At 64.1% G+C, this 21,738-nt stretch carries 19 protein-coding genes; 8 read left to right on the top strand and 11 right to left on the bottom strand.

Features of this window, described 5'->3' with window-relative positions:
* Positions 1–7 precede the first annotated feature (7 nt).
* Positions 8–667 (bottom strand): L,D-transpeptidase, encoded by a 660-nt coding sequence (locus CGZ66_RS35410; RefSeq protein ID WP_095091250.1) that lies wholly within the window; start codon positions 665–667, stop codon positions 8–10.
* A 577-nt stretch (positions 668–1,244) separates the two neighbouring features.
* Between CGZ66_RS35410 and CGZ66_RS35405 the strand changes: the two genes are divergently transcribed.
* The 5 genes from CGZ66_RS35405 to CGZ66_RS35385 all read left to right on the top strand — a co-directional run bounded on the left by CGZ66_RS35405 (position 1,245) and on the right by CGZ66_RS35385 (position 9,621).
* Positions 1,245–1,775: a FecR domain-containing protein gene (locus CGZ66_RS35405; RefSeq protein WP_095091249.1), complete on the top strand. Its 531-nt coding sequence runs from the start codon at positions 1,245–1,247 to the stop codon at positions 1,773–1,775.
* A gap of 6 nt (positions 1,776–1,781) precedes the next feature.
* Positions 1,782–3,650 (top strand): CHASE2 domain-containing protein, encoded by a 1,869-nt coding sequence (locus CGZ66_RS35400; protein WP_095091248.1) that lies wholly within the window; start codon positions 1,782–1,784, stop codon positions 3,648–3,650.
* Positions 3,651–4,385: 735 nt separating this feature from the next.
* Positions 4,386–8,504 carry a Pls/PosA family non-ribosomal peptide synthetase gene (locus CGZ66_RS35395; protein ID WP_425352336.1) on the top strand — a complete coding sequence of 1,373 codons (4,119 nt, stop codon included), beginning with the start codon at positions 4,386–4,388 and terminating at the stop codon, positions 8,502–8,504.
* A complete protein-coding gene (locus CGZ66_RS35390; protein ID WP_245331361.1) occupies positions 8,501–8,962 on the top strand; it encodes a GNAT family N-acetyltransferase in 462 nt (153 codons plus the stop codon). Before CGZ66_RS35395 ends, CGZ66_RS35390 begins: the two co-directional genes overlap by 4 nt.
* Entirely contained in the window at positions 8,959–9,621 is a 663-nt protein-coding gene (locus tag CGZ66_RS35385; protein WP_245331360.1) for a 4'-phosphopantetheinyl transferase family protein, read from the top strand. The genes CGZ66_RS35390 and CGZ66_RS35385 overlap by 4 nt, the downstream gene beginning before the upstream one ends.
* A gap of 46 nt (positions 9,622–9,667) precedes the next feature.
* Here the strand turns inward: CGZ66_RS35385 and CGZ66_RS35380 are convergent, their stop codons facing one another.
* The 8 genes from CGZ66_RS35380 to CGZ66_RS35345 form a co-directional block, all read right to left on the bottom strand.
* Entirely contained in the window at positions 9,668–9,817 is a 150-nt protein-coding gene (locus tag CGZ66_RS35380) for a hypothetical protein (protein WP_095091244.1), read from the bottom strand.
* A 10-nt stretch (positions 9,818–9,827) separates the two neighbouring features.
* Positions 9,828–10,145 carry a DUF2934 domain-containing protein gene (locus CGZ66_RS35375; protein WP_095091767.1) on the bottom strand — a complete coding sequence of 106 codons (318 nt, stop codon included), beginning with the start codon at positions 10,143–10,145 and terminating at the stop codon, positions 9,828–9,830.
* 165 nt (positions 10,146–10,310) lie between these two features.
* Positions 10,311–10,580 carry a vWA domain-containing protein gene (locus tag CGZ66_RS35370; RefSeq protein ID WP_095091766.1) on the bottom strand — a complete coding sequence of 90 codons (270 nt, stop codon included), beginning with the start codon at positions 10,578–10,580 and terminating at the stop codon, positions 10,311–10,313.
* 305 nt (positions 10,581–10,885) lie between these two features.
* Positions 10,886–11,404, bottom strand: a complete 519-nt coding sequence (locus CGZ66_RS35365) for a DoxX family protein (protein WP_095091243.1) — start codon at positions 11,402–11,404, stop codon at positions 10,886–10,888.
* Between the two features lie 258 nt (positions 11,405–11,662).
* The gene (locus CGZ66_RS35360) at positions 11,663–12,142 is read right to left on the bottom strand and encodes a tetratricopeptide repeat protein (RefSeq protein ID WP_095091242.1); all 480 of its coding nucleotides are present in this window, start codon (positions 12,140–12,142) and stop codon (positions 11,663–11,665) included.
* A gap of 175 nt (positions 12,143–12,317) precedes the next feature.
* Positions 12,318–13,289 carry an MBL fold metallo-hydrolase gene (locus tag CGZ66_RS35355; RefSeq protein ID WP_095091241.1) on the bottom strand — a complete coding sequence of 324 codons (972 nt, stop codon included), beginning with the start codon at positions 13,287–13,289 and terminating at the stop codon, positions 12,318–12,320.
* A gap of 112 nt (positions 13,290–13,401) precedes the next feature.
* Positions 13,402–13,644, bottom strand: coding sequence for a DUF680 domain-containing protein (locus CGZ66_RS35350; protein WP_095091240.1), 243 nt, complete (start codon positions 13,642–13,644; stop codon positions 13,402–13,404).
* Between the two features lie 322 nt (positions 13,645–13,966).
* Positions 13,967–15,088, bottom strand: coding sequence for a KamA family radical SAM protein (locus tag CGZ66_RS35345; protein ID WP_095091239.1), 1,122 nt, complete (start codon positions 15,086–15,088; stop codon positions 13,967–13,969).
* Between the two features lie 146 nt (positions 15,089–15,234).
* On the opposite strand from CGZ66_RS35345, the gene CGZ66_RS35340 reads away from it, so the two are divergent.
* Positions 15,235–16,170: a hypothetical protein gene (locus CGZ66_RS35340; RefSeq protein WP_095091238.1), complete on the top strand. Its 936-nt coding sequence runs from the start codon at positions 15,235–15,237 to the stop codon at positions 16,168–16,170.
* 29 nt (positions 16,171–16,199) lie between these two features.
* Here the strand turns inward: CGZ66_RS35340 and CGZ66_RS35335 are convergent, their stop codons facing one another.
* Together CGZ66_RS35335 and CGZ66_RS35330 are read right to left on the bottom strand one after the other, a co-directional pair.
* Positions 16,200–17,756: a serine hydrolase gene (locus tag CGZ66_RS35335; RefSeq protein WP_095091237.1), complete on the bottom strand. Its 1,557-nt coding sequence runs from the start codon at positions 17,754–17,756 to the stop codon at positions 16,200–16,202.
* 105 nt (positions 17,757–17,861) lie between these two features.
* A complete protein-coding gene (locus CGZ66_RS35330) occupies positions 17,862–19,565 on the bottom strand; it encodes an AfsR/SARP family transcriptional regulator (protein WP_095091236.1) in 1,704 nt (567 codons plus the stop codon).
* Positions 19,566–19,698: 133 nt separating this feature from the next.
* On the opposite strand from CGZ66_RS35330, the gene CGZ66_RS35325 reads away from it, so the two are divergent.
* Together CGZ66_RS35325 and CGZ66_RS35320 are read left to right on the top strand one after the other, a co-directional pair.
* The gene (locus CGZ66_RS35325) at positions 19,699–20,364 is read left to right on the top strand and encodes a peroxiredoxin (protein WP_095091235.1); all 666 of its coding nucleotides are present in this window, start codon (positions 19,699–19,701) and stop codon (positions 20,362–20,364) included.
* Between the two features lie 117 nt (positions 20,365–20,481).
* Positions 20,482–21,624, top strand: coding sequence for an NAD(P)/FAD-dependent oxidoreductase (locus CGZ66_RS35320; protein WP_095091234.1), 1,143 nt, complete (start codon positions 20,482–20,484; stop codon positions 21,622–21,624).
* Positions 21,625–21,738 lie beyond the last annotated feature (114 nt).

The following is a 21,738-nucleotide window of genomic DNA, read 5'->3' as shown; positions in this document are numbered from 1 at the left end:
GCGCCAATCATTCGACAGTGGTGGAAGCGGGCGCCTGGTCGGCGATGTGCGGCAGGACCTCCACCGCTGTGCCGATCGGGCACCGCTGGTAGAGGTCGATGATGTCTTCCGGGAACATGCGGATGCAGCCGCTGGAAGCGTCGGTGCCGATGCTCCATGGCTCCAGCGTGCCATGCAGGCGGTAGCCGATGTCAGCGCCGTCGCGGTACAGATAGAGCGCGCGCGGCCCGAGCGGATTGTTGGACGCGCCGCCTGCGATCATGGGCGGTAGCTCCGGCCTGCGCTTGCGCATTTCGGGGGGCGGGACCCATTGCGGCCACAGCGCGCGGCGGTCGATCGTCGCGCGGCCGTACCATTTGAAGCCGTCCTTGCCGACGCCGACGCCGTAGCGGATGGCGGTCTTGTTTTCCATGATGAGGTAGAGGAAGTGGTGGCGGGTGTCGACCACGACGGTGCCGACCGGCTCGCTGCTGAAATACTTGACGATCTGGCGATGCCATCTCTTGTCGATCTTGGCGAAGTTGGTCTTGCGATAGACAAAATTGTTGTCAATGGCGGTACCGGCGAAAAAGGATTTTGCCGTCGCGGCTTGAACAATATTGCCGGTTGCACCGACCCCGACCAGCGCCAGACCGCCGAGCACGACACCCCTGCGTGATAAAACCATCGGCAATCCCCCATGCCTTAAGCCTCGCGGACCATAGTTGAGAATTATTTCGCCTCAAAGTGGAAAATGCTGCGTTGCTGCAGTCCGCCGTCAACGGTCTATCCACTTTTGGTCCGAACCCAAGACTGTAGACGTTCTCCTATCGGCACCGACTTCAACAAAATAATGGTCAGTGAAATTTGAGTCGCCGCTCGCCGAGACGAACGTCAATACACGCCTGCACCTTACACTCGTGCTTCTCGACCGCCTCACGAGTGTCGAAAGGCCCCTCCCGCTTGCCGGGTTTTTCGCCCTTCTTGCGTGGGGCGCTCCGTCATTGCCGGTCCCTCCAGCACCTCGACTGCGTCATCGGCAGCAAACGTCACCGCCTGACATTCGTCGACATTCGCATCGCGGCCGGGGCCTTGCTTGGTGTCGGAGCAGCTTTGTCGTGCTAGGATCGCCGGTCGGCATTCTGCTGTCTTAGCTCGACACGGCTGCAAGTGCCGGTTCGTACGCATGCCGCCCGGCTGGCGGCGGCAGATTTTCTTGCCGCGGATTTTTGCAGGAGCAATTTACAAGAGCAAGGGGGACATCGATGAGCGCAAGGGACCGATTTTTCCGTAGCCTGGTGGCTGGCCTGTTTGTCGGTGTCTTCTGGGTGGATGCCGCCCTGGCGCAGGGCGCAGGGTGTGCGTTCGAGCCGGAGGGCGGCACGTCCCGACAGATCCTGAGGTGTCAGGAAGGCCTTACCATCATTGTCGAAGGTGGGGCTCGGTTCACGCTGGCGGACCGCGATCGAAACGGCAAGGTCGATACGGTCAGATTGCGGCGCAAGGCGCTGCTGCTCGATGCTCCGGCCGGCTCGATCCCGGCTGGCTTCGCGGTTGTCACCCCGCAGGCGATCGCCGCGGCGCGCGGCACCAAATGGGCAGTCGACGTCGGCGGGGGCAAGACGTCTGTCTTCGTCCTCAGAGGCCGCGTCGCCGTGAACCGGCCCGCGTCCAGAGCCGGCGTGGTGCTGGCGCCGGGCGATGGCGTCGACGTCGAGGCCGGAACAGGACCGCTGACCGTCAAGCGCTGGCCCGCCAAGCGCGTTTCCGCCTTGCTGGCCCGCTTCGGCCAGTGAGCCGCAGTGAGCAGGCGAGCGCTTCCGACGCTGATCGCGCTCATCCTGGCGGGTCTTTGGGGCGCCGGCCTGGGCTTCGCGCACTGGCGCGGCAATTTGTGGTTTCTCGACCGCGTCGAAGCCACGATGACCGATCTTCGAACGCTTGTTCGAGGAACGGCAAAGCCACCGGAGCTGATCACCATTGTCGCGATAGACGACGAAGCGGTGCGCCACGAGGGTGCATATCCCCTTAGCCGCGCCACGCTTGCCCGGCTTGTCGATACGATCGCGCGGCTTGGACCGAAAGCCATTGCGCTCGACCTGCTGCTGGTCGATCCCGGGGAAAAAGACAACGATGAGGCGCTCGCACGTTCGCTGAGCGGGAGTGCGAGCGTCATCGCTGCCGCGGCGGTCTATCCCGGAGGTGAACAATGGACGGTGGCCAAGGGCGACGGACCCATCGCCGGCGTGCCGAATGCCGAGCGGTTTCTGTGGCCGCTGAAAGCATTCTCGGATGCCGCAGCTGTCGGCGTCGTCAACGTGGCCACCGACAAGACGGGAACGCCCCGCTTCGTGCCGTTGCTGTTTCGGGCCGGAGATCGGCTGGAAACGTCTTTCCCCTTGCGTGTTGCCGCTATGGCAGCAGGAGGGGATCCAGAAATCGCAGCCGATCATCTATCGCTGGGCGGACGCTCAATCCGGACCGACATTGGTCACATCCTGCCTCTGACCTTCTATGGCCCGCGCGGCACGATCCGCACGATCAGCGCGGCGACCGTGCTGGATGGCCAACTCGATCCCCGCACGATCCTGGATCGAATTGTGGTGATCGGAGCCACTGCGACCGGCACCGGCGATGTTTACCCGACCCCGTTCGATCCCATCCTCCCGGGCGTCGAAGTCATGTCGACGGCGATTGCCCACTTGATGGCCGGCGACGCCGTCGTGCGAGACCAGTATGTCCGGCTTGCCGATGCCGGCTTTGCAGTGGTGCTGCCAATGGTCCTTGTCGGGCTGTTGGCATGGCGGCGAAACGCCGGCGGCCTCGCGGCGGTCGCCGGCGTGATCCTGGTCTGGCTGGTGGTCAACATGACCGCTTTCTTGCACCACATCTGGCTGAGCGCCGCGCTGCCGATGACCGCCGCCATTCCGCCTGCCATCCTGTTCGGTGCCGCGCAGCTTTGGCTGGGCAGGAGCCGGGCGCAATTTTTCGCAACGCAGAGCCAATTGCTTCAACGCGTTGAAGCCCCAGGCATGGGCGAGTGGCTGGCCAGGCATGGCGACTTCCTCTTGGAGCCCGTCCGGACAGACGCCGCCATCCTGTTCATCGACCTGTCCGGCTTCACCGGACTGAGCGAAACACTGGGACCGATCGCCACCCGAGAACTCCTGAACAGTTTTCATGCGTTGGTCGGCGAAGAAGTGACGAACTGCGGCGGCGTCGTCACGAGTTTCATGGGTGACGGAGCCATGATCCTGTTCGGCCTGCCGGAACCGGCGGCAAATGACGCCTTCAATGCCGCCCGCTGTTGTGTGGGGCTCTCCAGCCGCACCAACGATTGGCTGGCGTCGTTGCCTGCACCGACCGCATCCCGGCTCGGCTTCAAGATCGGCGCCCACCACGGAACGATCGTGGCCTCTCGGCTCGGCGGCGAAGGCCGTCAGCACATCGCGGCCATTGGCGACACGGTCAACGTTGCCAGCCGCCTGATGGAGATCGCGGCCGACCAGGATGCCGAAGTCGCGGTGAGCGACAAAATGCTCGATGCCGCCGGAAGCGACTGCGCGTTGTTCAAATCCGGTACCCTGAAAGGGCCTGTGGAAACACAGATCCGTGGGCGATCCGGCTCGCTCGCAATCTGGCTTTGGCAGAGCGCACGGGCGCTGCCGTAGTGGGTTTGCCGCTAGGCCTGCGGCTTGAGGTTCCTCCGTTGCGTCAGGGAAGAACGCGGCGCCAATCCGGACGAAAAATTTGCATGACCATGCGCGAAGCCTGCACGAAGGTGGCGCCCTACGGCGCCCCCCTCTGGCCTGCCGGCCATCTCCCCCACTTGTGGGGGAGATTGGCAGCTTCGGCGCCGGCGTTTTCTTGCAACGTTGAAAGTTAGCGAAAGCGGATGTACCGGCCAATCTCCCTCCTTGTGGGGGAGATGGCCGGCAGGCCAGAGGGGGCGCCGTGGAGCTCGACGGCGGAGGCTTCACCCTCCCCCAAGGACCAACAAGGGAGAGCAGCGCAACAAATCCAAGTTAACGGGTTCCTTCGGGCGCCGGCGCGTTGGTTGACGAAGCATCAAACGCAAAAACCCGCCTGTGCGGCGGGTCATTGGCGCAAATCAGCACCATGGACGAATGTGTAGCATAGCTGCCCTCACCATGTCAAGAATAAATTCCTATCGAAAAGCCACCAGCACAAAAGCCGCCGACACCGCCGGACTGGCCGTCGTCAGGCCTTTGTTGACCTGAATTCGGAGCCCTAAGGCGGAGGGCAAGAAGAGCGCCCAGACACAATCCAGAAACAATATTCAACAGTTCGGAAAAACTGGCGAAAAGATCGGATGGCATAACCTCCCGCGGCGGCCGGAAACGGCTGCGGTAGCCGTTGCTCGGCCAAGACGGGAAAGAATGGACATGGACCAAGGTTTCGATATCGCCGAACTGGACGCGGCAAGACCGGACAGCCAGCCGGAAACTGGCCTGGCAATCGTCGATACGCTCGTGGAGGCCGCTCACGGCTCCGGAAGGGGCGCGCGCAGCCAGGTCCTGACGGGCGCCGACTTTGCCCGGCAGGGGCAACCCGGTGAGCGGCTCGATACCGTCTTCGAAGAGCTCGCCGAGACATTTGCCGCATTGCCGGCGGTGATCTCCGACGGGCGTGTCTGGACGTATCAGGAGCTGGACAACCGTGCCAACCAGTTCGCCCGCCTGCTGGTCAAGCGAGGCGTGCGAAGGGGTGACCGCGTTGGGCTCATTCTCGACCGGTCGGCGGAGACCTATGTTGCCGTGCTGGCGGTTATGAAGGCAGGCGCGGCCTTCGTGCCGCTGGCCACCGCGTTTCCCCAGGAGCGGATGACGCTCATCATCGAAGACGCCAGCGTCAGCCTGATCGTCACCATCGCCGCCTACGCGTCGCGAGCCGATCAACTGCCCGTTCCCCACCTGTTGATCGACAGCGCCGCCACCGAGATCTCCAAACAGTCCAGCGCGCCGCTGAAGCCGGATGCGAGGACCGCTGTATCGGACGACACCTGCTACATCCTCTACACCTCGGGCACCACCGGCAAACCCAAGGGCGTGGTCATCAAGCACCAGAGCTTCGTCAACTTTATCAGGGTCGCCGCCGCGTCCTACGGATACCGGCCGGGCGATCGTGTCTATCAGGGCATGACCATCGCCTTCGACTTTTCCTCCGAAGAGATCTGGGTGCCGTTTGTCGCCGGCGCGACGGTCGTGCCGGCGCCGGGCCAGATGCCTCTTGTCGGCGAGGAACTGGCGGATTTCCTGCGGCTCCATGACATCACCTGCATGGCCTGCAGCCCGACCCTGTTGTCGTCGATGGCGAGCGACGTGCCCAGCCTGCGCACGCTGCTGGTGGGCGGCGAGGCCTGCCCGCACAATCTGGTGGTGCGCTGGTCGAAGCCTGGACGGCAAATCCTCAACACCTATGGCCCGACCGAAGCCACCGTCACCGCAACCATGAGCGTGCTGACGCCCGACAGTCCGGTGACGATCGGCGCGCCGTTGCCGACCTACTCGATCGTCATTCTCGACGCTTCGCTGCCGCAGCTTGCCGAGCCGGGTGAACTGGGTGAGATCGGCATCGCCGGCATCGGGCTTGCGGTCGGCTATCTCAACCGGCCGGATCTGACGCACCAGAAATTCATCGCCGATTTCGTCGGCCTGCCCAACAACCCGTCGCAGCGCATCTACCGGACGGGCGACCTTGGCCGCATCAACGACAAGGGCGAGATCGAGTATAACGGGCGCATCGACACCCAGGTGAAGATCCGCGGCTATCGCATCGAACTCGGCGAGATCGAGGCGGTGCTGCTGGACCAGCCTGAGATCGCGCAGGCTGCCGTCACCACCTGGGAGATCGAGCCCGGTCGCGTCGAACTCGTTGCCTACTACGCGCCAAAACCAGGCCTGCCGGCGATTTCCCGCGCGGATCTCGCCCAGGTGATGAAGCGACGCCTGCCGGACTACATGGTGCCGTCCTACCTGGAGGAACTGCCGGCGATCCCGATGACGGTCTCCAACAAGGTCGACCTTCGCCAGCTGCCGAAACCGACAAGCCTCCGGCTGTCGGCCGATCGCACGATGGTGCCGCCGGGCAATGACGACGAGCGTTTCCTGGCCGACGCACTGGCCGCGGTGCTGAAATTCGACGAAGTGTCCGTCGAGGACAACTTCTTCGACGATCTCGGCGCCAATTCGCTGCTGATGGCCCATTTCTGCGCGCGCGTGCGCACCAGGAAGGAATGGGCGACGACGTCGATGCGCGAAATCTATCTCTATCCGACCGTGGCGCGCCTCGCCAAACACCTAAGCGTGGCGGAGGGGATGACGACGGCCACCAATGAGCGCGTTCTCACCCGCAAGGCGTCGAATTTTGCCTACTGGACCTGCGGCGCGGCGCAGCTCCTGTTCTACGGACTCTACAGCTATGTGGCGCTGTGGGCGTTCAATGACGGCCTCAACTGGATGTATGACGCGCTCGACAATCCGCTGCAGCTCTATTTGCGCTGCGTGGCGCTTTCGGCCGCCGTGTTCTTCGGCATGTCGGGCTTCGCCGTCATCGCGAAATGGGTCCTCATCGGCCGCTGGAAGGCCGAGGCGTTTCCCATCTGGGGCCTGCGCTACTACCGCTTCTGGGTCGTCAAGACATTGATCCGAACCGCACCCGTCGTGCTGTTCCGGGGCAGCCCGCTCTACAGTTTCTATCTACAGCTTCTCGGCACCAAACTCGGCAAGAACGCCGTCATCGAATCGAAATCGGTGCCCGTCTGCACCGACCTCATTTCGATCGGCGCCAACACCATCCTGCGCAAGGAATCGATGATCCTCGGCTTCAGGGCCCAGTCCGGCTACATCCACACCGGCCCGCTGACCATCGGCCGCGATGCCTTCGTCGGCGTCGGCTCGACCCTCGACATCGACACCAGCATCGGCGACGGCGCCCAGCTCGGCCATTCGTCCTCGCTGCACCGCGGGCAGAGCATCCCCGACGGCGAACGCTGGCATGGATCGCCGGCCGTGCCGACCACGGCGGACTATTGCAAGGTGCGCAACGTCGATCCGTCCAACATCCGGCGCTTCCTCTTCGAAGCGGTCCAGCTGATTGGCCTGTTTGCCATCGTCACCCCGCTGCCGCTCCTGTTCCACAGCTATTGGGAGAACGTCGGCGACGACTATCAGGAGACCATCGGCATTGTCGCGATCGGCACCACGGTCACGCTTGTCGGCTACATCGCCGTGGCCTTTCTCGCGGCAACGCTGGTGCCGCGCCTGTTCAGCCTGATCCTGAAGCCAGGCCGCACCTACACGCTCTACGGTTTCCGTTACTGGCTGCAGACGGCCGCCGAATTCTCGAGCAATTCCCGCGTCCTCGGCCTCCTGTTCGGCGACAGTTCGGCAATCGTGCACTACATGCGCGCCATCGGCTGGAACCTCAACAAGGTGGTGCAGACCGGTTCCAACTTCGGCAGCAACCAGCAGCACGAAAACCCGCTCCTGTGCGAGATCGGCACCGAGACCATGGTGTCGGACGGCCTTTTCATGATCAACATGCACAAGTCCGCCTCCGCATTCAGGCTCGAGCCGACGCGGATAGGCGAGCGCAACTATCTCGGCAACAACATCTATTACCCGCCGGATGGACGCACGGGCGACAACGTCCTGCTCGGCACCAAGGTGATGATCCCCATCGACGGGCCATTGCGCGAGAATGTCGGCCTTCTCGGTTCGCCTTCCTTTGAAATCCCGCGCATGGTGAACCGCGACAAGGAACTCATCGCCGGTGTCGACGAGGACGACCGCCGCCGACGCATCCCGCTCAAGAACCGCCACAACATGGTGACGATCCTGCTGTTCGTAGCAACGCAATGGGTCATGCTGTTCGCCACACTGGCGATCTGGGACCGCGCGCTGAACTACTACACCGAATGGGCGGAGGTCGCGCTCTTCGTCGCCGTGCTTTTGACGTCCGCGATCACCATTCCGTTCTACATCCTTGTCGAACGGGCAAGCCTTGGTTTTCGCAGGCTGAAGCCGCAGATGACGACGATCTACGACGTCGCCTTCTGGCGCCATGAACGCCACTGGAAGCTTGCGGATTCGCCGATCGTGCGTCTGTTTGCCGGCACGCCGTTCCGGCCGATGATCCTGCGCATGCTGGGCGTCAAGGTCGGCAAGCGGGTCTATGACGGCGGCAGCAACCTGACCGAGCGTTCGCTGGTCGAGATCGGCGATGACGTCACGCTCAATGAAGGCTGCGTCATCCAGGCCCATTCGCTGGAAGAAGGCGCGTTCAAGTCCGATTACATCCGCATCGGCAAAGGCTGCACGCTTGGACCTTCCGCATTCGTCCATTACGGCGTCGTGATGGGCGAAGGATCGGTGGTCGATGTCGACTCGTTCGTGATGAAGGGCGAAGAGCTGGAGCCCAACTCCATCTGGCGGGGCAATCCGGCCAAACTGCATCGGTTCGTGGAGCCGGTCACGGACGATGCCTCCAGGGCATCGGCTTGAAGGCCGCAGAAATTCGTCTCGCCTCCGTGACCAAGGCCAACCGGGCCTTGGTCACGTCCCTGCAACTGGCCCCCGACCAGATGGATCTCGTCGCCAGCAATGCGGAGTCCCTGGACGAAGCCATGTCTGACAGTGACGCGCGGCCCCGCGTCGTGATGGCTGGGGATCGTGTCGTCGGCTTCCTGATGTACGAGGCGCCGCAGGATGACGACGAAGCACGGATCTACCGCTTCATGATCGACCGCACTTGGCAGGGCAGAGGCTACGGCAAGGCGGCGTTGCGTGAACTGCTGGACGAAATCAGAAAGCTCGGCCACATCAGGCACGTTTCAATCTGCTACGAACCCCACAATGAAGCAGCACGACAGCTCTACAGTGCCGCCGGTTTCGTGGAACAAGGGCTCGACGAGGATGGAGAAATGATCGCCGACCTCGCCTTCGCGGCGGATGATCGTTGACGCGGCCGCCCTCCCCTGAAAGCGCGCTTGCGCAAACATCCCTGCTGCAGGCGATGGTCGCTATCGCGCCCAAAAGTGTCCGGATCGGATGCCGGGTCATACAAGACGGAGACGAGGCCCACCTGCTGCCAGAGGAAGCACGCTCCATCCCCGCGCGCCAGCCGGCCATGCGGCGCGCAAGCGGAGCGGCCCGCTGGATCGCACACGGACTGCTGGAGGATGTTGGTGTCAACGACTTCGCCATCCTGCGCGCGCCATCCGGCACGCCGGTCTGGCCCGGCGGGATAACCGGTTCGCTCGCCCATGACGACGAAATGGCCGTAGCGGCGGTTGCGCCTGTTACCGACATCCGCTCCCTTGGCATCGATGTCGAGCCCGCCCAACCCTTGCCGCAAGACCTCCTCGCGCTCGTTGCGACCCCTGCGGACCGGACAGACGCAGCGGACCCGGGTCTTGCCGGTCGCCTCCTGTTTTGCGCCAAGGAAGCGGTCTACAAGGCGGTTTATCCGCTCGATCGCGAGGTCTTGGGCTATGAGGATATAGAAGTGGACCTCAACGCAGGCCGAGCGACGACCAAAGGCGGCCGCAAGGTCAGCCTCTCTTACTGCGTTGCTCCGCGCGTGGTCGTCTTGGCGTTTGTTAACCAAGAGGCGGTTTAAGTCTCGTGCGATGGTGGAAATGGGTCACGGCGTGACCCACCACCCCTCAGTGCCGCTTGAAATACTGCACCTCGCGTTCATGCCTCTCCGCCGCCTCACGCGTGTCAAACGTGCCGAGGTTGCGCCGCTTGCCGGTCTTTTCGTCTTTCTTGCGCGAATAGAGGCGGTATTTTCCGTCCTTGAGTTTCCTGATCATCCGTCTCTCCCTAGGACCGCCGCTTGCCCTTGAGGTTGCGCGCGGCTTGCTCAACCGCCGCGCGATCGTGGCCCAGCCTGTCGATCAGTTCCTGCGCCTCGTCACCCGATATGCCGGTGCGCATTGCCAGCGCCTCGACCGCCAGGACGTCTGAGCTGGCGATCTCGCTTGTCTCCGGCAGCGCATCGCCGGCCGTCAGCGGCAGTGCCGCCTCCCGGTCGATCTCGGCCGCGGCCTGATGCCAGTGCCGCTCGGGATCGCCGCCGCCTTCGCGTTCCCAGATCTGGTATGCTCGCTGCTGGATCTTCTCATGCCGTTCGTCGCCCATGATCATTCCTCCGTTGCGTCAGGGAGGAACGCCGCACCTGTCCGAATGATCCAAAAAATCTGCGTGATCGTGGGTCAGTTGCTGGGATGCGCGAGGCGCTGGGCAGCGCTGGCTCGCGGGCGAGCCCACCGCCTGGATGTCGGCCGTTCCCGGCCGGCCTTGTTGTCAGTGCCCCCAGATTCCCTGGCCATAGCCGGCTGACATGTCGGAGTTCGCACTTCCTCCCAGGGCCGGTGCGCTGTTGGCAGTGCCGATGCTCTTCGTGCCGCTGAGGTCGAGCGCATTGGCGCCATCGGACCCCATCGAATGGTAGACGCTGCTGCTCGGATAGGCGTCGGGGCCAGGGATGTAGTCCGTGCCATAGTTGTCGCTGCCGGCGAAAGCCGTGCCGGAGGCAAGCAAAACCGTGGCAATGGCCAAAACGATCTTTTTCATTTCAAGCTCCATCTTTGAAAGTTGACATTTGGCCGCCACGCGCCGCCCGCACCGCGTTCATGAGGCCGTCCCTTGATTGCTCTCGGGCGAAACCAGCCAACCGCGATGCCTTCGGATTTGCGGCGGCAGCTTCAGCGTACGGTCGTGTTGGTCCTTCGTACGCTGTTGGCCAATCATAGGGCCGTGGTGTTTGCACCGGCGTGGGAAGGCACGTGGTACCAACCACCGCAAGCGTGGAATTTTGCGTTGAATGCAGCCGCGAAGCGCGCCGAACGCTGCCCGGGAGCACAAATGTCATGGCACTTTCAGATTGGCAGGCTGGTCTCGCCGTGCTGGGGATAGGCCGCCATGAGCGCGTCGACGGTGTCTTTGTCGCCACGCCGGGGCTTCACGAAACCAGTGAGCACCCTGTCCAGCGAAATCCTGCCGGCGCCTGATATGGCCAGCACGAACATGCCACCGGCAATGGCGAGATCCTTTTCGAAATGCAGCAATTCGTTCTGGTTGGCGAAGTTGGTGTGGAAGAGTGTCGCCGTTGCCAGGCAGAACAGGCCGAGACCGATGGCGCCCAGCCGCGTCAAAAGGCCCAGCCCGACCGAGAGCCCTGCCCCCAGTTGCAGCGCAACCGTGGCAACAAACAGCGGCAGGCTGACGCCCAGCGCGGCCATCGCCTTGGCGGCGCCGTCAAAATGGGTGGCCAGTGTCAGGCCTTCATGCAGGAAGAGCAGGGAAAGCAGCAGGCGGCCGGCAAGGAGGGTCACATCCCCAGCGTATAGCTTCGTGGCGAGGAGGTGCAGCCTCGCGGCAAGTTCAGTCGGTGTCATGGTCGGGCTCCAATTTTTCTAACAGGCAGGCGCCGCGTCCGGTCGGACAGGCGCAATGGCGCTGCCAAGCGTCTGATTGAAAAAGGCCGGAGCCAGCGCAAGGGAGGGGATGCCGGCTCCGGCAATGGGCGCCAGCCACGAGCGCCCAAACTATGGTGCTTAAGAGGGATGGCGCGGCGCCAAGCCCCCTCTCCGTCTCAGCTTCGCCGAGCCACCTCTCCCCCACATTCGTGGGGGCGAGGAACAGCCCTCTGGGCCTTACTTCGTCACCTTGGTGTCGATGGCCTTCTGCAGGTCCGACAGTTCCTCGCAGCCGGCCGGACAGAGTTTTTCCAGCGACGTCAGCTGTTCGTTGGCCTTGGCCATATCGCCAGTCTCGACATAGAGCTCACCCAGATATTCGCGGGCGGCCTTGTGGTCGGGCTTCAGCTCCAGCGCCTTGGTGTAGTAGGTCAGAGCGGTCTTGTAGTCGCCGGTCTTGCGCAGCGTGAAGCCGAGCAGATTGTAGACGTCGGGCTGCTGTGTGTCCTGCGCCAGGTCGCGCAGCTGGGCCAGCGCGCCAGTATAGTCCTTGGCCTCGATCTTGGCCTTGACGGCGGTGAGGTCAGGCGCGTCAGCGCCCTCGATGTCGTCGACGGCATAGGCGGGCATGATGGTCGCGACCGGAACCACGGTCAGCACCGCAACGGCGCCGAGCAGGCCGAACAGGGCATGTTTGCCAAAAACAGAATGTTTCATTGTCTTTCTCGCTTGGGTTGAGTGCTAGCGTTGAGAAGACCGTTTCGAAATTCGCTCTGGCGAGTCAGCTGATGGTGGATTCGAGAACCGTAGCGCAGCGGACGTCCGGTCCGTGAGCAACAGAAGTGCAGAAAACGCCTTCAGATGGCCGCCAGAGTAGAGTTTCCAAACGGCCTCAGATCTGGACCGGAGCGAAGCCGTAGGCGTTGCCGTCCTTGACGAAGACGCCGGTGCCCGGGAATGGAAAGTGCGAGCCCGAGATGCGGATGTTGTCGGCAATCACGCGGTCGATGATCTTGCGGCGCGTAGTGATCGCCGTCGGCCCGTCCTGGTCGTAGCTGCCCTGCCATTCTGGATGCGGCGCCAGAAGGGCGGGCACATACATGGTGTCGGCCGAGATCATGATCTGCTCGTTGCCGGAGTTGGCCAGGTAGACCGAGTGGCCGGGCGTATGCCCGGGCGCGGCGATGATATGGATGCCGGGCGCCACCTCGGCGCCGTCATCGACCAGCTTCCAGTTTTTCCATTTCGGGAAGTTTTCAGCGATGCGCTTGCCCGCCGGCTTGCGGCCCTCGGGCAGCTTGGCCAACCGGCCGGGATCGGTCCACCAATTGTATTCGGTGGCGTTCACGATGAGCTCGGCATTCGGGAAAACAGGCGCGTTGGTGCCCTTTTCCATCAGGCCCCAGACATGGTCGGGGTGGAAATGCGAAATCATGATGGTGTCGATCGCCTTGTAGTCGATACCGGCTGCGGCCATGTTGGCCGGCAGATGGGTGGCATTGGTCTGCCACTGGCCGACGCCAGAGCCGGCATCCATCATGATCAGCTTGCCGTTCATCTTGAGCACGACGACGGTGAGCGGAATGGGCATGAAGTCGGTGGTCAGCCCCGCCTTGGCGAGTGCTGCCTTGGTATCGTCGACCGAAACATCCTTGATGAAGGCCGGGTCATGCGGCTTGCGCCAGATGCCATCGTAGATGGCGGTGATCTCGATGTCGCCGACCTTGTATTTGTAGAAACCGACTGTCGGCTCCACCGGCGTTTCGGCAAAGGCCGGTCGGGTGAATTCAAGCTTGCCGGCAAGGCCGAAGGCAGCAGCGGCAGCGGCGGATCCAAGCAGTGTGCGTCGTGTCATGCTGAACATGGTGGTCTCCTCTGTTGGTGGGTGCGGAAGGGGTTACGGAGGGCCAAGCCCCAGGCCATCCCGATGTGGTTGAGTCCGAACCGTTGGGATTCGGTCTTGACCCCTGGCGAACTCAACGGCCCCAGATGCCTTGGCCTGGTTCGCTCGCATTCGATTGCATCGTCGCGTGCCGCGGCCCGGTCGTGACCTTGGTGTCGACGCCGTCTGTAGGTGCGATGTAGGGGATCGACGCGGTGGCGTTGGTGTCGACGGAAGCGACCGGTGAATTGGCGTTGTTTGCGCCGTGGTCACTGCCGGCAAAGGCAGCGCTCGAGGCAAGCAGCATGGCAGCCACGCTGAGAGCGAGCTTGGTCATTTTCGTAGGTCCTTGTTTCGTTTCTTCGGGTTGCGGGCCGGGCGAATGGCCTCGCTGAAGGGAAGACCCGGCAGGGCGGGCCTTTATTCCCGGTGCGACAAGATTTTTATGAAATAATCGAATTCAAGTGCTCAGTGGCCACAAGGCTTGGGTTCCTCGCCCCCATGTCATGGGTGAGAGGTGGCTCGGCGAAGCCGAACCGGAGGGGAATGGCGCTGACCTAAGCAAATTGCGCTCTTGAGAAGGCAGAGCTCTACGACGCCTCCGCTTCGCCCGCTTCGCGGCCGCCTCTCCCCGCTCCGTGGGGGCGAGGAACTCAAGCTTAGGGGCCGCCGACAACCTCCGCATAGCCCCTCACCTCGCCATCCAGCCCGCGAACGCGCCAGTCCGTGCCGTCCTGCGCCTCGACATAACACGGCCCGATAGGCACCTTGCCGCCGCCTTCCGGCAGGTCGAGAACATAGACAGGGTTGCAGATGCCCGACAGGCGGGCGCGCAGTGCGGCGGCCAGCGCCTGGCCTTGCGCGATGGTTGTGCGGCGGTGCGCCATGCCGCGCGCGAGATCGCCATGGTGCAGGTAGTAGGGTTTGACGCCGAGCCGGTACATCAGCTCGCGGCAGAGCTCCTCCAGCACCTCGACCGTGTCGTTGACGCCTTTCAAGAGAACGCTCTGGTTGAGCAGCACGAAGCCGGCTTGCCGCAAGGTGCGGCAGGCCGCTTCGGTGGCGTCGGTGATCTCCCGCGCGTGGTTGAAATGGGTGACAACCGTGACCATCAGCCGGCCCTGCAGGGCCGCGACCAGCCCCGACGTGATCCGCGAAGGCAGCGCCACCGGCACGCGCGTGTGGATGCGCAACAGCCGCACATGCGCGATCGCATCGATGCGGGCGCGGATTTCAGCCAGCGCCTTGTCCGGCAGTGAGAGCGGATCGCCGCCGGTCAGGATCACCTCGCGGATTTCGGGGTGATCGGCGATGTATGCCAAGGCCGGCTCCAGCGCCTCGCGCGTATAGCCGCGGCCGATCGAGGTCAGCGATTCCTTGCGAAAGCAGAACCGGCAATAGACCGCGCATTGATAGGTCGGGAACAACAGCACCCGGTCGGCATGGCGATGCGTCAGCCGCGGCACCGGGCTGAACGCATGGTCGGCGATCGGATCGTCGAGCTCGCCGTCCTGCTCCAGCAATTCGTCCGGCGACGGGATGACCTGCGCCCGGATCGGATCGGCGGGGTCGTTCCAATCGATCAGGTCGAGATAGGCTTTCGGGATGCGCACCTTGTGGTTTGCGGCCGCGGCTTGCGCCGCCGCGCGCTCGCCCGGCGACAGCGGCAGGGCGGCCAGATCGCGCACATGGCGCACGCCGGCGCGGACGTCGGTCTGCCAAGTGGCGTCGGAGGTGTCGATGCGCTCGACTGCATCGGAGAAGTTGGCGTCTGAAGTCATCTGATGTCTCGGGGGAAATTTCTGGCGGAGCTATCGGCCGGATGGCCAGGCGGGTCAACCACCTGCTTGCCGCAGACACGTCGACGCGAGCCCATAGGTATTTGAGTAAAATGGCACTATTCTGCGCAGTCCAGGGGGGAAAACGGATGGACTTCAGCACAGGCCATGGCTACCTGCTCATCGGCGGCCTCATCCTGGTTGGCGCCGGCCTGCTGATCCTGTCGCTGATCGTCAATCTGCGCGTCGCCCACAGCGTGCGCGACGATGTACGCCACCGCGAAAAGCTGCTGGAATACTACCGCAACATCTTTTCGCAGCTGGGCGTGATCCTGATCGGCATAGGGGTGTCGCTGTTCATCTTCTTTTTCCAGCAGAATTACCAGGACCAGCGCAGACGTGAAGCGGAACTCCAGCAGGTTCTGGCCAAGCTTGCGGCGCGCATCGCCCACGGCGCCCCCATCGTCGGGTCGCTCGGCCAATTCGACGCTCTGCTGGATGAAGGCGGGGCCTATGTCAGCCCCGAACTTGGTGGAACCAACGCCGCGATCGACGCGCAGGGGGCGGCGCTCGGCAAGCAGGTCGGCGAGATCGCGCTGGTCGAGCGCGACATCGACGTCCGCGACTTCGACGTCCTCAACCTGTCGCGCGATTTTGAATCGTCGTTCGTCGTCAACGAGCTCGATCCCACGCTATGGTTCGACATCGTGCGTGACGAGAGCGAGATCAAATATGCCACCACCCAGCTCGCCCTCGACTACAAGGACCTGCAGGATGCGATCGGCGGCCAGCCGGTCGAGCTTGCGATCGCCAATCCTGAAACGGGGCGCAAGATCAAGCACGAGGTGCTTGACGTCTTCTACGATGCCGATCTCCTGCGCCAGCGCAGCAGGCGATTTCTCGGCCGTGCGTGCTGGCTCTTCAGCCACGGGCGCAGCTTCGTTGGCCTTGCACCGGTCGATGCGATCGAAGCCGATGCGAGGTCGCATCAGGAATGGATCGACCGGTCCAAACCCTTCCTGACGCAGGCGAAGTCGGGCAACGGCGATTGCTTCAAACTGCTCCAGTACGGCCCGGCGCCTTGAGCTGCCGCCGGCACTGTTCGATTTGACGGTCAGTCACCCACACGTTGAAGAGTGCCGAGATGATTGTCGTCGAGGAAGCTTATGGTCATGGCCGACGCCTTGCCGTCGGGGCCGACGACAAAACCCACGCCTGAGGGCCTGTCAGGGGTCTCGGCATCTGGAAAGGTCAGGAAAATGTCGCCGTCGAAATGGGTCAATGAATAGGACCGGGCTGCAGCCGGGCCTACCCTCAGCACGAGGTCGTCTCCCGCTTTCGATACGATTGCGTCGCCGACGAAGTCGTTGGCGTAGCGGCCGGCATAGGCGCTGGCCGGTCCAGCCGGCCTCGCCGGGGAAGGTGGCGCTGCATAGGTGGCCTTGGCTGCCGCCACCGCCGGGCCGAACAGGCCTGCATAGATATCGTCCCACTCCTTCACCCAGTCCTTCTCGACCGTGCCGTCGAAGACGAGATCGGCGAAGCTATCGGACAATCCCTCCGGCAGGCCCGTCGGAAAGGCGTTGGTGATGATAACGATGCCAAGGTTCTCCTTCGGGAAGACTGTCACCAGGGTGCGCGCGCCGACGCTGAAGGCGCCGGCGTGGCCCCAGCTCAGGCCGTGCCGGCCGAATTCGACATTCCAGCCGAGGCCGTAGAACGAGGCACCGCCGGAAACGGGATTGTTGCCGCGCGCCATCAGCGGAACATGCGTCTGGTCCAGCGCATCAGCGGCAATCAGTGTCTTGCCGGCGTAGACGCCGTTGCCGATGATGAGGCGCACCCATTGCGAGAGGTCACGTGCCGTGGAACTGACGCCGCCGGCAGGCGCCTGCGCATCCGGATCGCGCTCTATCTTCGCGGCCCAGGCGCCATCGACCCTGACGTGAAGCGCGGCGCGGTTCGCGTGCTTGACGAAGTCCGGATGGCGCGAACTGGTCGAGGCCATGCCAAGCGGACGGTAGAGCTTCTCCTCGGCCACCGCCTCCCACGGCTTGCCTGTCGGCGTCGCGGCCGCCACGGCACCCTCCGTCAATCCGAAATTGCTGTAGGAATACCCGGCGCGAAAGCTCGACGATGCCGGGACGAACCGCAGGCGATGCAGGATTTCGGCACGGTCGTAGCCAATGTCCTCGAGGTCGTCGCCGGCCGTGCCCGGGAGCCCGCTGCGATGCGAAAACAGGTCGCGGACGGTGAGTTGGCTGGCCGGATAGGGATCGGCCAGGCGGAAGGCCGGATCGAGGTCGGCGATCTTCGAATCCCAGGACACGATCCCGTCGCTGACCAGCGCCGCCACGACGGTGGCGGAGACCGGCTTGGAAAGCGATGCGATCTGGAACACCGTGTCGGCGTCGACGACCTCGGGCTTGCCGGCCTCGCGATGGCCGAACCCCTTAAGGAAGATCACCTGGTCATCGTGCACGACGGCGATGGCGAGGCCGGGTACGGCACCGTCCGCAATGGCGGCTTCGGCGAGCGCTTCAAGCTTGGGCAGGGCAGCCGTGATCCGCTCCGGCGTGATGCCGTCGGCCGGCGCCGCCTGCGGCCAAAGCACCATGGCGGCGATGAGTGCCCAAATCCTCCAATGACGGAGATTCTGATCCAGCCGCATGAGCGAGCCTCCTCCCAGGCATTCCCGTTGCGATCATACAGGCCCTCGCGGGTGAGACCAGCCCACGCGCCATCCGTCATAGGACGAGGAACCGATTCCTTGCCGTCAACCCTCGGAGCCCATGCGGGCAAGGCATCGGGCCTGGTCGCGCGGGCGGCCGAGTTCCTGATAGCGCGAGGCCGCCTCGTCGAAGGCGGCGAGCGCGCGGATCTCGTGGTTCTGCGCCCGCCGCTGCACACCGCGCGCTTCCCAGAGGGCGGCCGCCCAGGGACCGCCATGCCACATGCCGGCGATGCGCTCGGCGTCGTTCAGGCGGCGGTCGACCTGGTCCAGTTCGCCCGCCTCGGCAAGCGCGATCGCAGAGGCCGTGCGCAGCGCCATCGAACAGGGCTGGCAGGCGCCGTGGGTCAACAGCCGGTCGCCGGCGAGGATCTCCTGCGCCACCATCTTGGGTGTCGCCGCCGCCCGCACGGCCAGCGCCTGCATGCGCATGATCAGGTGCGGCGACAGCCATGAGCGTTCGGCGTCGGTGAGACCGCGTTGGATGAGCCGGCTGGCGCGCCATTTCTGGCCGCGCTCCAGCGCGATCTCGGCCAGCCGCTCTATGGCGAGCACGCGGCCGGCCACCGCGTCCGCCTCGAGCAGCAGCCGCTCGGCCTCGGTCAGGTGGCGCTCGGCCTCGTCGAGGTCGCCCGAAAACAGCGCCGCCTCGCCCAGAAGCAGGCAGGCAAGCCCGCGACCGGCATTCGATCCGGCCTCCTCGGCCACGGTGAGCAGTTCGCGGGCAAGGCCCGCGACTTCGGCATGGCCCGAGGCGCTGCAGAGGCAGAATTCGGATAGGCAAAGGTGGCCATCGAACACATGCTGCACGAAGGCCGGTTTGGCGCGAACCCATTCGATGAATTCGGTGCGGAACAGTTGCGGCCACTGCGCCCGCATCATCGAGGCGATGCCGAGCAGCGCGCTCGCCTCGCCGACTTCGCGCGGCAGGTCGGCACCGAGCGCCAGGTCGCGGGTGTGCCTGGCGATCTCGCTTGCCTTGTCGAACTCGCCGCTTTGCAAATGCACCAGGCCCCAGGCGAGCGAGGTGCGGATGCGCTCCGACGGGTTGACGGTCGCGGCGCCGGAGAGGGCCAGCGCCTTCTCGTAAAGGGCGATGGTCGCCGCACTCGGCCCAACGCCGAGTTCGGCGTGCAGGTTGTCGCGCAGCTGGTTGAACTGGCGGATGGCCTCGACACGGTTGCCGGCATCGAGTGCCGCCTGCATCAGCGCGCACTGGGCCTGCTCGTCGGCAGGGTCGAGCGCGATCAGGCGCTGCCATAGGCCGCCGGCGCGCAAAAGATCGCTGTAGCGCTGCTGTGATTGCGCGCGCGGTGTGTCGAGCCACTCGACGAAAAGATCGTCCGGCAAAAGCCTGCCACCATAAAGGTCGGCGGCGCGCTCATAGGCGCTCCGGTCACCACCGCGCAGCGCCGCCTTGGCGGCGGCCTCGAAGCTTTCGGTATCGATCTCGAGCTCGGCATGCGGGGCAAGCGAGACGATGTCGTTGCTCACCTCGATCAGGTCGTGGGCTCCCAGCGCGCGGCGCGCGAAATGAATGGCCTTGCGCAGATTGGCGCCGGCCGCCTCGGGATCGGCGTCGGGCCAGAAAATTTCCATGGCCTGCTCGCGGTGGATGCGGTGGGCAGCCCTGAGCGCCAGCAGCTTGACCAGGGCCGAGGCGCGGTCGCGCCGCCAGTCGGCCGCCGGGATCGGGCGACCATCGACGCTGACGGCGAAGCGGCCGAGCAGATGGATCGAAACGCGCATACAGGCACCATCAGGAAAGCCAGCCCTGGGGCGCCAGAGCCGTCACCAACCACGGAGCGTCGGGGAACGCTCGCGGAACATAGATTTCCTAATTTGCCCCCGCAATCGAATTCCAACCGGAAAGGAAGCAACCATGTCACTCCGTATCGCAGACATCGCCCCCGACTTCACCGCCGAGACCACCGAAGGCACGATCAGTTTCCATGAATGGCTGGGCAAGGGCTGGGGCATCCTGTTCTCCCACCCCAAGGACTACACGCCGGTGTGCACGACCGAACTCGGCTACATGGCGCGCCTCAAGCCCGAGTTCGACAAGCGCGGCGTCAAGGTCATCGGCCTCTCGGTCGACCCCGTCGAGAAGCACGCTGGCTGGGCCAAGGACATCGCCGAGACGCAAGGCATGGCGCCGAACTTCCCGATGATCGGCGACCCGACGCTCGCCATCTCGCAGCTCTACGACATGTTGCCGGCGTCGGCCGGCAACAGCGCCGACGGACGCACCGCCGCCGACAACCAGACGGTGCGCAATGTCTATGTCATCGGTCCGGACAAGAAGATCAAGCTGGTGATATCCTACCCGATGACGACGGGCCGCAACTTCGACGAGGTGCTGCGCGTGGTGGACTCCCTGCAGCTGACGGCCAAGCACCGCCTGGCGACGCCGGTCAACTGGAAGCCAGGCGACGACGTCATCATCGCGGGATCGGTGTCGAACGACGAAGCGAAGCAACTCTACCCGCAAGGTTGGAAGGAGCCGAAGCCCTACATCCGCATCGTGCCGCAGCCAGTCCTGACCTGACATCGGCCAAGCCTACCTGGACTTGGACGGCCAACATTTTGGCGGCGAGGACACGGGAAGTCCCGCCGCCACGACGGGAATGATCGATCAACCGGGATATATTGGTGGGGAACAAAGATGAACACTGCAAGCAAACCGCGTATCGTCGTGCTGGGAGCTGGTTTCGGCGGCCTGGAACTGACGACACTGCTTTCCGAAGCGATGGGCGACAGCATCGAAGTGACGCTGATCGACCAGAGCGATTCCTTCGTGTTCGGCTTTTCCAAGCTGGACGTGATGTTCGGCCTGAACACGCCGCAGGCCGTGCGCCTACCCTACAAAAGCTACGCCAAGCCCGGCGTCAGGATGCTGAAGCGCACGATAACCTCGATCGATCCCGAAAGGCGCCGGGTGACCACCAATGACGGCGTGTTCGACGCCGACCACCTCGTCGTCGCGCTGGGTGCCGAATATGATTTCGACGCCACGCCAGGGCTTTCGGGAACCAACGAGTTCTACACCGTGGCGGGGGCGGAGCGGCTGCGCGACGTGCTGCCGACCTTCAGAAAAGGCAAGGCGATGGTCGGCGTCTGCGGGGCACCTTACAAGTGCCCGCCGGCACCCAGCGAATGTGTGCTGATGCTGCACGACTATCTGGTCAGGCAGGGCGTGCGCGAGGCCTGCGAGATCGCCCTGGTGCTGCCGCTGGGCAGCCCGGTACCACCCTCGCCCGATACCTCGCGAGCGCTGCTGGCGGCCTTTGCCGAACGCGACATCAAGTTCGTCCCCGGCAGGCGCGCCGCCTCAGTCGACAATGCCCGCAATGTGGCGGTGCTCGACGACGGCACGGAAATGCCGTTCGATCTCTTCCTCGGTGTTCCCAAGCATCGCGTGCCGCCAGTGGTGCTGGAAAGCGGCATGGCCGAGAACGGCTGGATCCCGGTCAATCCGCGTACGCTCGAAACAAGATACGAGAACGTCTATGCCGTCGGCGACGGCGCCAACACCGGCACGCCCAAGGCCGGCGTGTTCGCCGAGGGTGCGGCGCGCGCCGTCGCTGCCGGGCTCATCGCAAAACTGCGCCAGAGCGGCAGCGGCTCGCTCTATGATGGCTTCGGCACCTGCTATATCGAGTTCGGCGGCGGCCGCATCGGCAAGGTCGAGGTCGATTTCTTCTCAGGCCCAGCACCAACCGGCACCTACCACGAGCCCTCGGTGGCGCTGCGCGCTGACAAAGAGACTTTTGGATCGAGCCGCCGCTCGCGCTGGTTCGGCCTCTAGGGCCAGTGGATACCCCTCGGCGCGATCCTGGCGCCCGAAGCGGGAAGGCGAGCCCCTGCCCCGTTTGCACCAGGCCTCGCGGCGATCACCTCATCGACCATGAGTGCGATCTTG

The sequence above is a fragment of the Mesorhizobium sophorae genome (assembly GCF_002270415.1).
Taxonomy (GTDB): Bacteria; Pseudomonadota; Alphaproteobacteria; order Rhizobiales; family Rhizobiaceae; genus Mesorhizobium; species Mesorhizobium sophorae.
The sequence above is the reverse complement of the archived record's forward strand: the minus strand, read 5'-3'. Positions and strand labels throughout refer to the sequence as shown.

Bases quoted from the DNA above. Each gene is read 5' to 3' on its own strand.
- CGZ66_RS35345 (WP_095091239.1), bottom strand. From the start codon at position 15,088: ATGACTTCAGACGCCAACTTCTCCGATGCAGTCGAGCGCATCGACACC.
- CGZ66_RS35355 (WP_095091241.1), bottom strand. From the start codon at position 13,289: ATGTTCAGCATGACACGACGCACACTGCTTGGATCCGCCGCTGCCGCT.
- CGZ66_RS35375 (WP_095091767.1), bottom strand. From the start codon at position 10,145: ATGGGCGACGAACGGCATGAGAAGATCCAGCAGCGAGCATACCAGATC.
- CGZ66_RS35405 (WP_095091249.1), top strand. From the start codon at position 1,245: ATGAGCGCAAGGGACCGATTTTTCCGTAGCCTGGTGGCTGGCCTGTTT.
- CGZ66_RS35330 (WP_095091236.1), bottom strand. From the start codon at position 19,565: ATGCGCGTTTCGATCCATCTGCTCGGCCGCTTCGCCGTCAGCGTCGAT.
- CGZ66_RS35350 (WP_095091240.1), bottom strand. From the start codon at position 13,644: ATGACCAAGCTCGCTCTCAGCGTGGCTGCCATGCTGCTTGCCTCGAGC.
- CGZ66_RS35410 (WP_095091250.1), bottom strand. From the start codon at position 667: ATGGTTTTATCACGCAGGGGTGTCGTGCTCGGCGGTCTGGCGCTGGTC.
- CGZ66_RS35380 (WP_095091244.1), bottom strand. From the start codon at position 9,817: ATGATCAGGAAACTCAAGGACGGAAAATACCGCCTCTATTCGCGCAAG.
- CGZ66_RS35340 (WP_095091238.1), top strand. From the start codon at position 15,235: ATGGACTTCAGCACAGGCCATGGCTACCTGCTCATCGGCGGCCTCATC.
- CGZ66_RS35395 (WP_425352336.1), top strand. From the start codon at position 4,386: ATGGACCAAGGTTTCGATATCGCCGAACTGGACGCGGCAAGACCGGAC.
- CGZ66_RS35325 (WP_095091235.1), top strand. From the start codon at position 19,699: ATGTCACTCCGTATCGCAGACATCGCCCCCGACTTCACCGCCGAGACC.
- CGZ66_RS35360 (WP_095091242.1), bottom strand. From the start codon at position 12,142: ATGAAACATTCTGTTTTTGGCAAACATGCCCTGTTCGGCCTGCTCGGC.
- CGZ66_RS35335 (WP_095091237.1), bottom strand. From the start codon at position 17,756: ATGCGGCTGGATCAGAATCTCCGTCATTGGAGGATTTGGGCACTCATC.
- CGZ66_RS35370 (WP_095091766.1), bottom strand. From the start codon at position 10,580: ATGAAAAAGATCGTTTTGGCCATTGCCACGGTTTTGCTTGCCTCCGGC.
- CGZ66_RS35365 (WP_095091243.1), bottom strand. From the start codon at position 11,404: ATGACACCGACTGAACTTGCCGCGAGGCTGCACCTCCTCGCCACGAAG.
- CGZ66_RS35320 (WP_095091234.1), top strand. From the start codon at position 20,482: ATGAACACTGCAAGCAAACCGCGTATCGTCGTGCTGGGAGCTGGTTTC.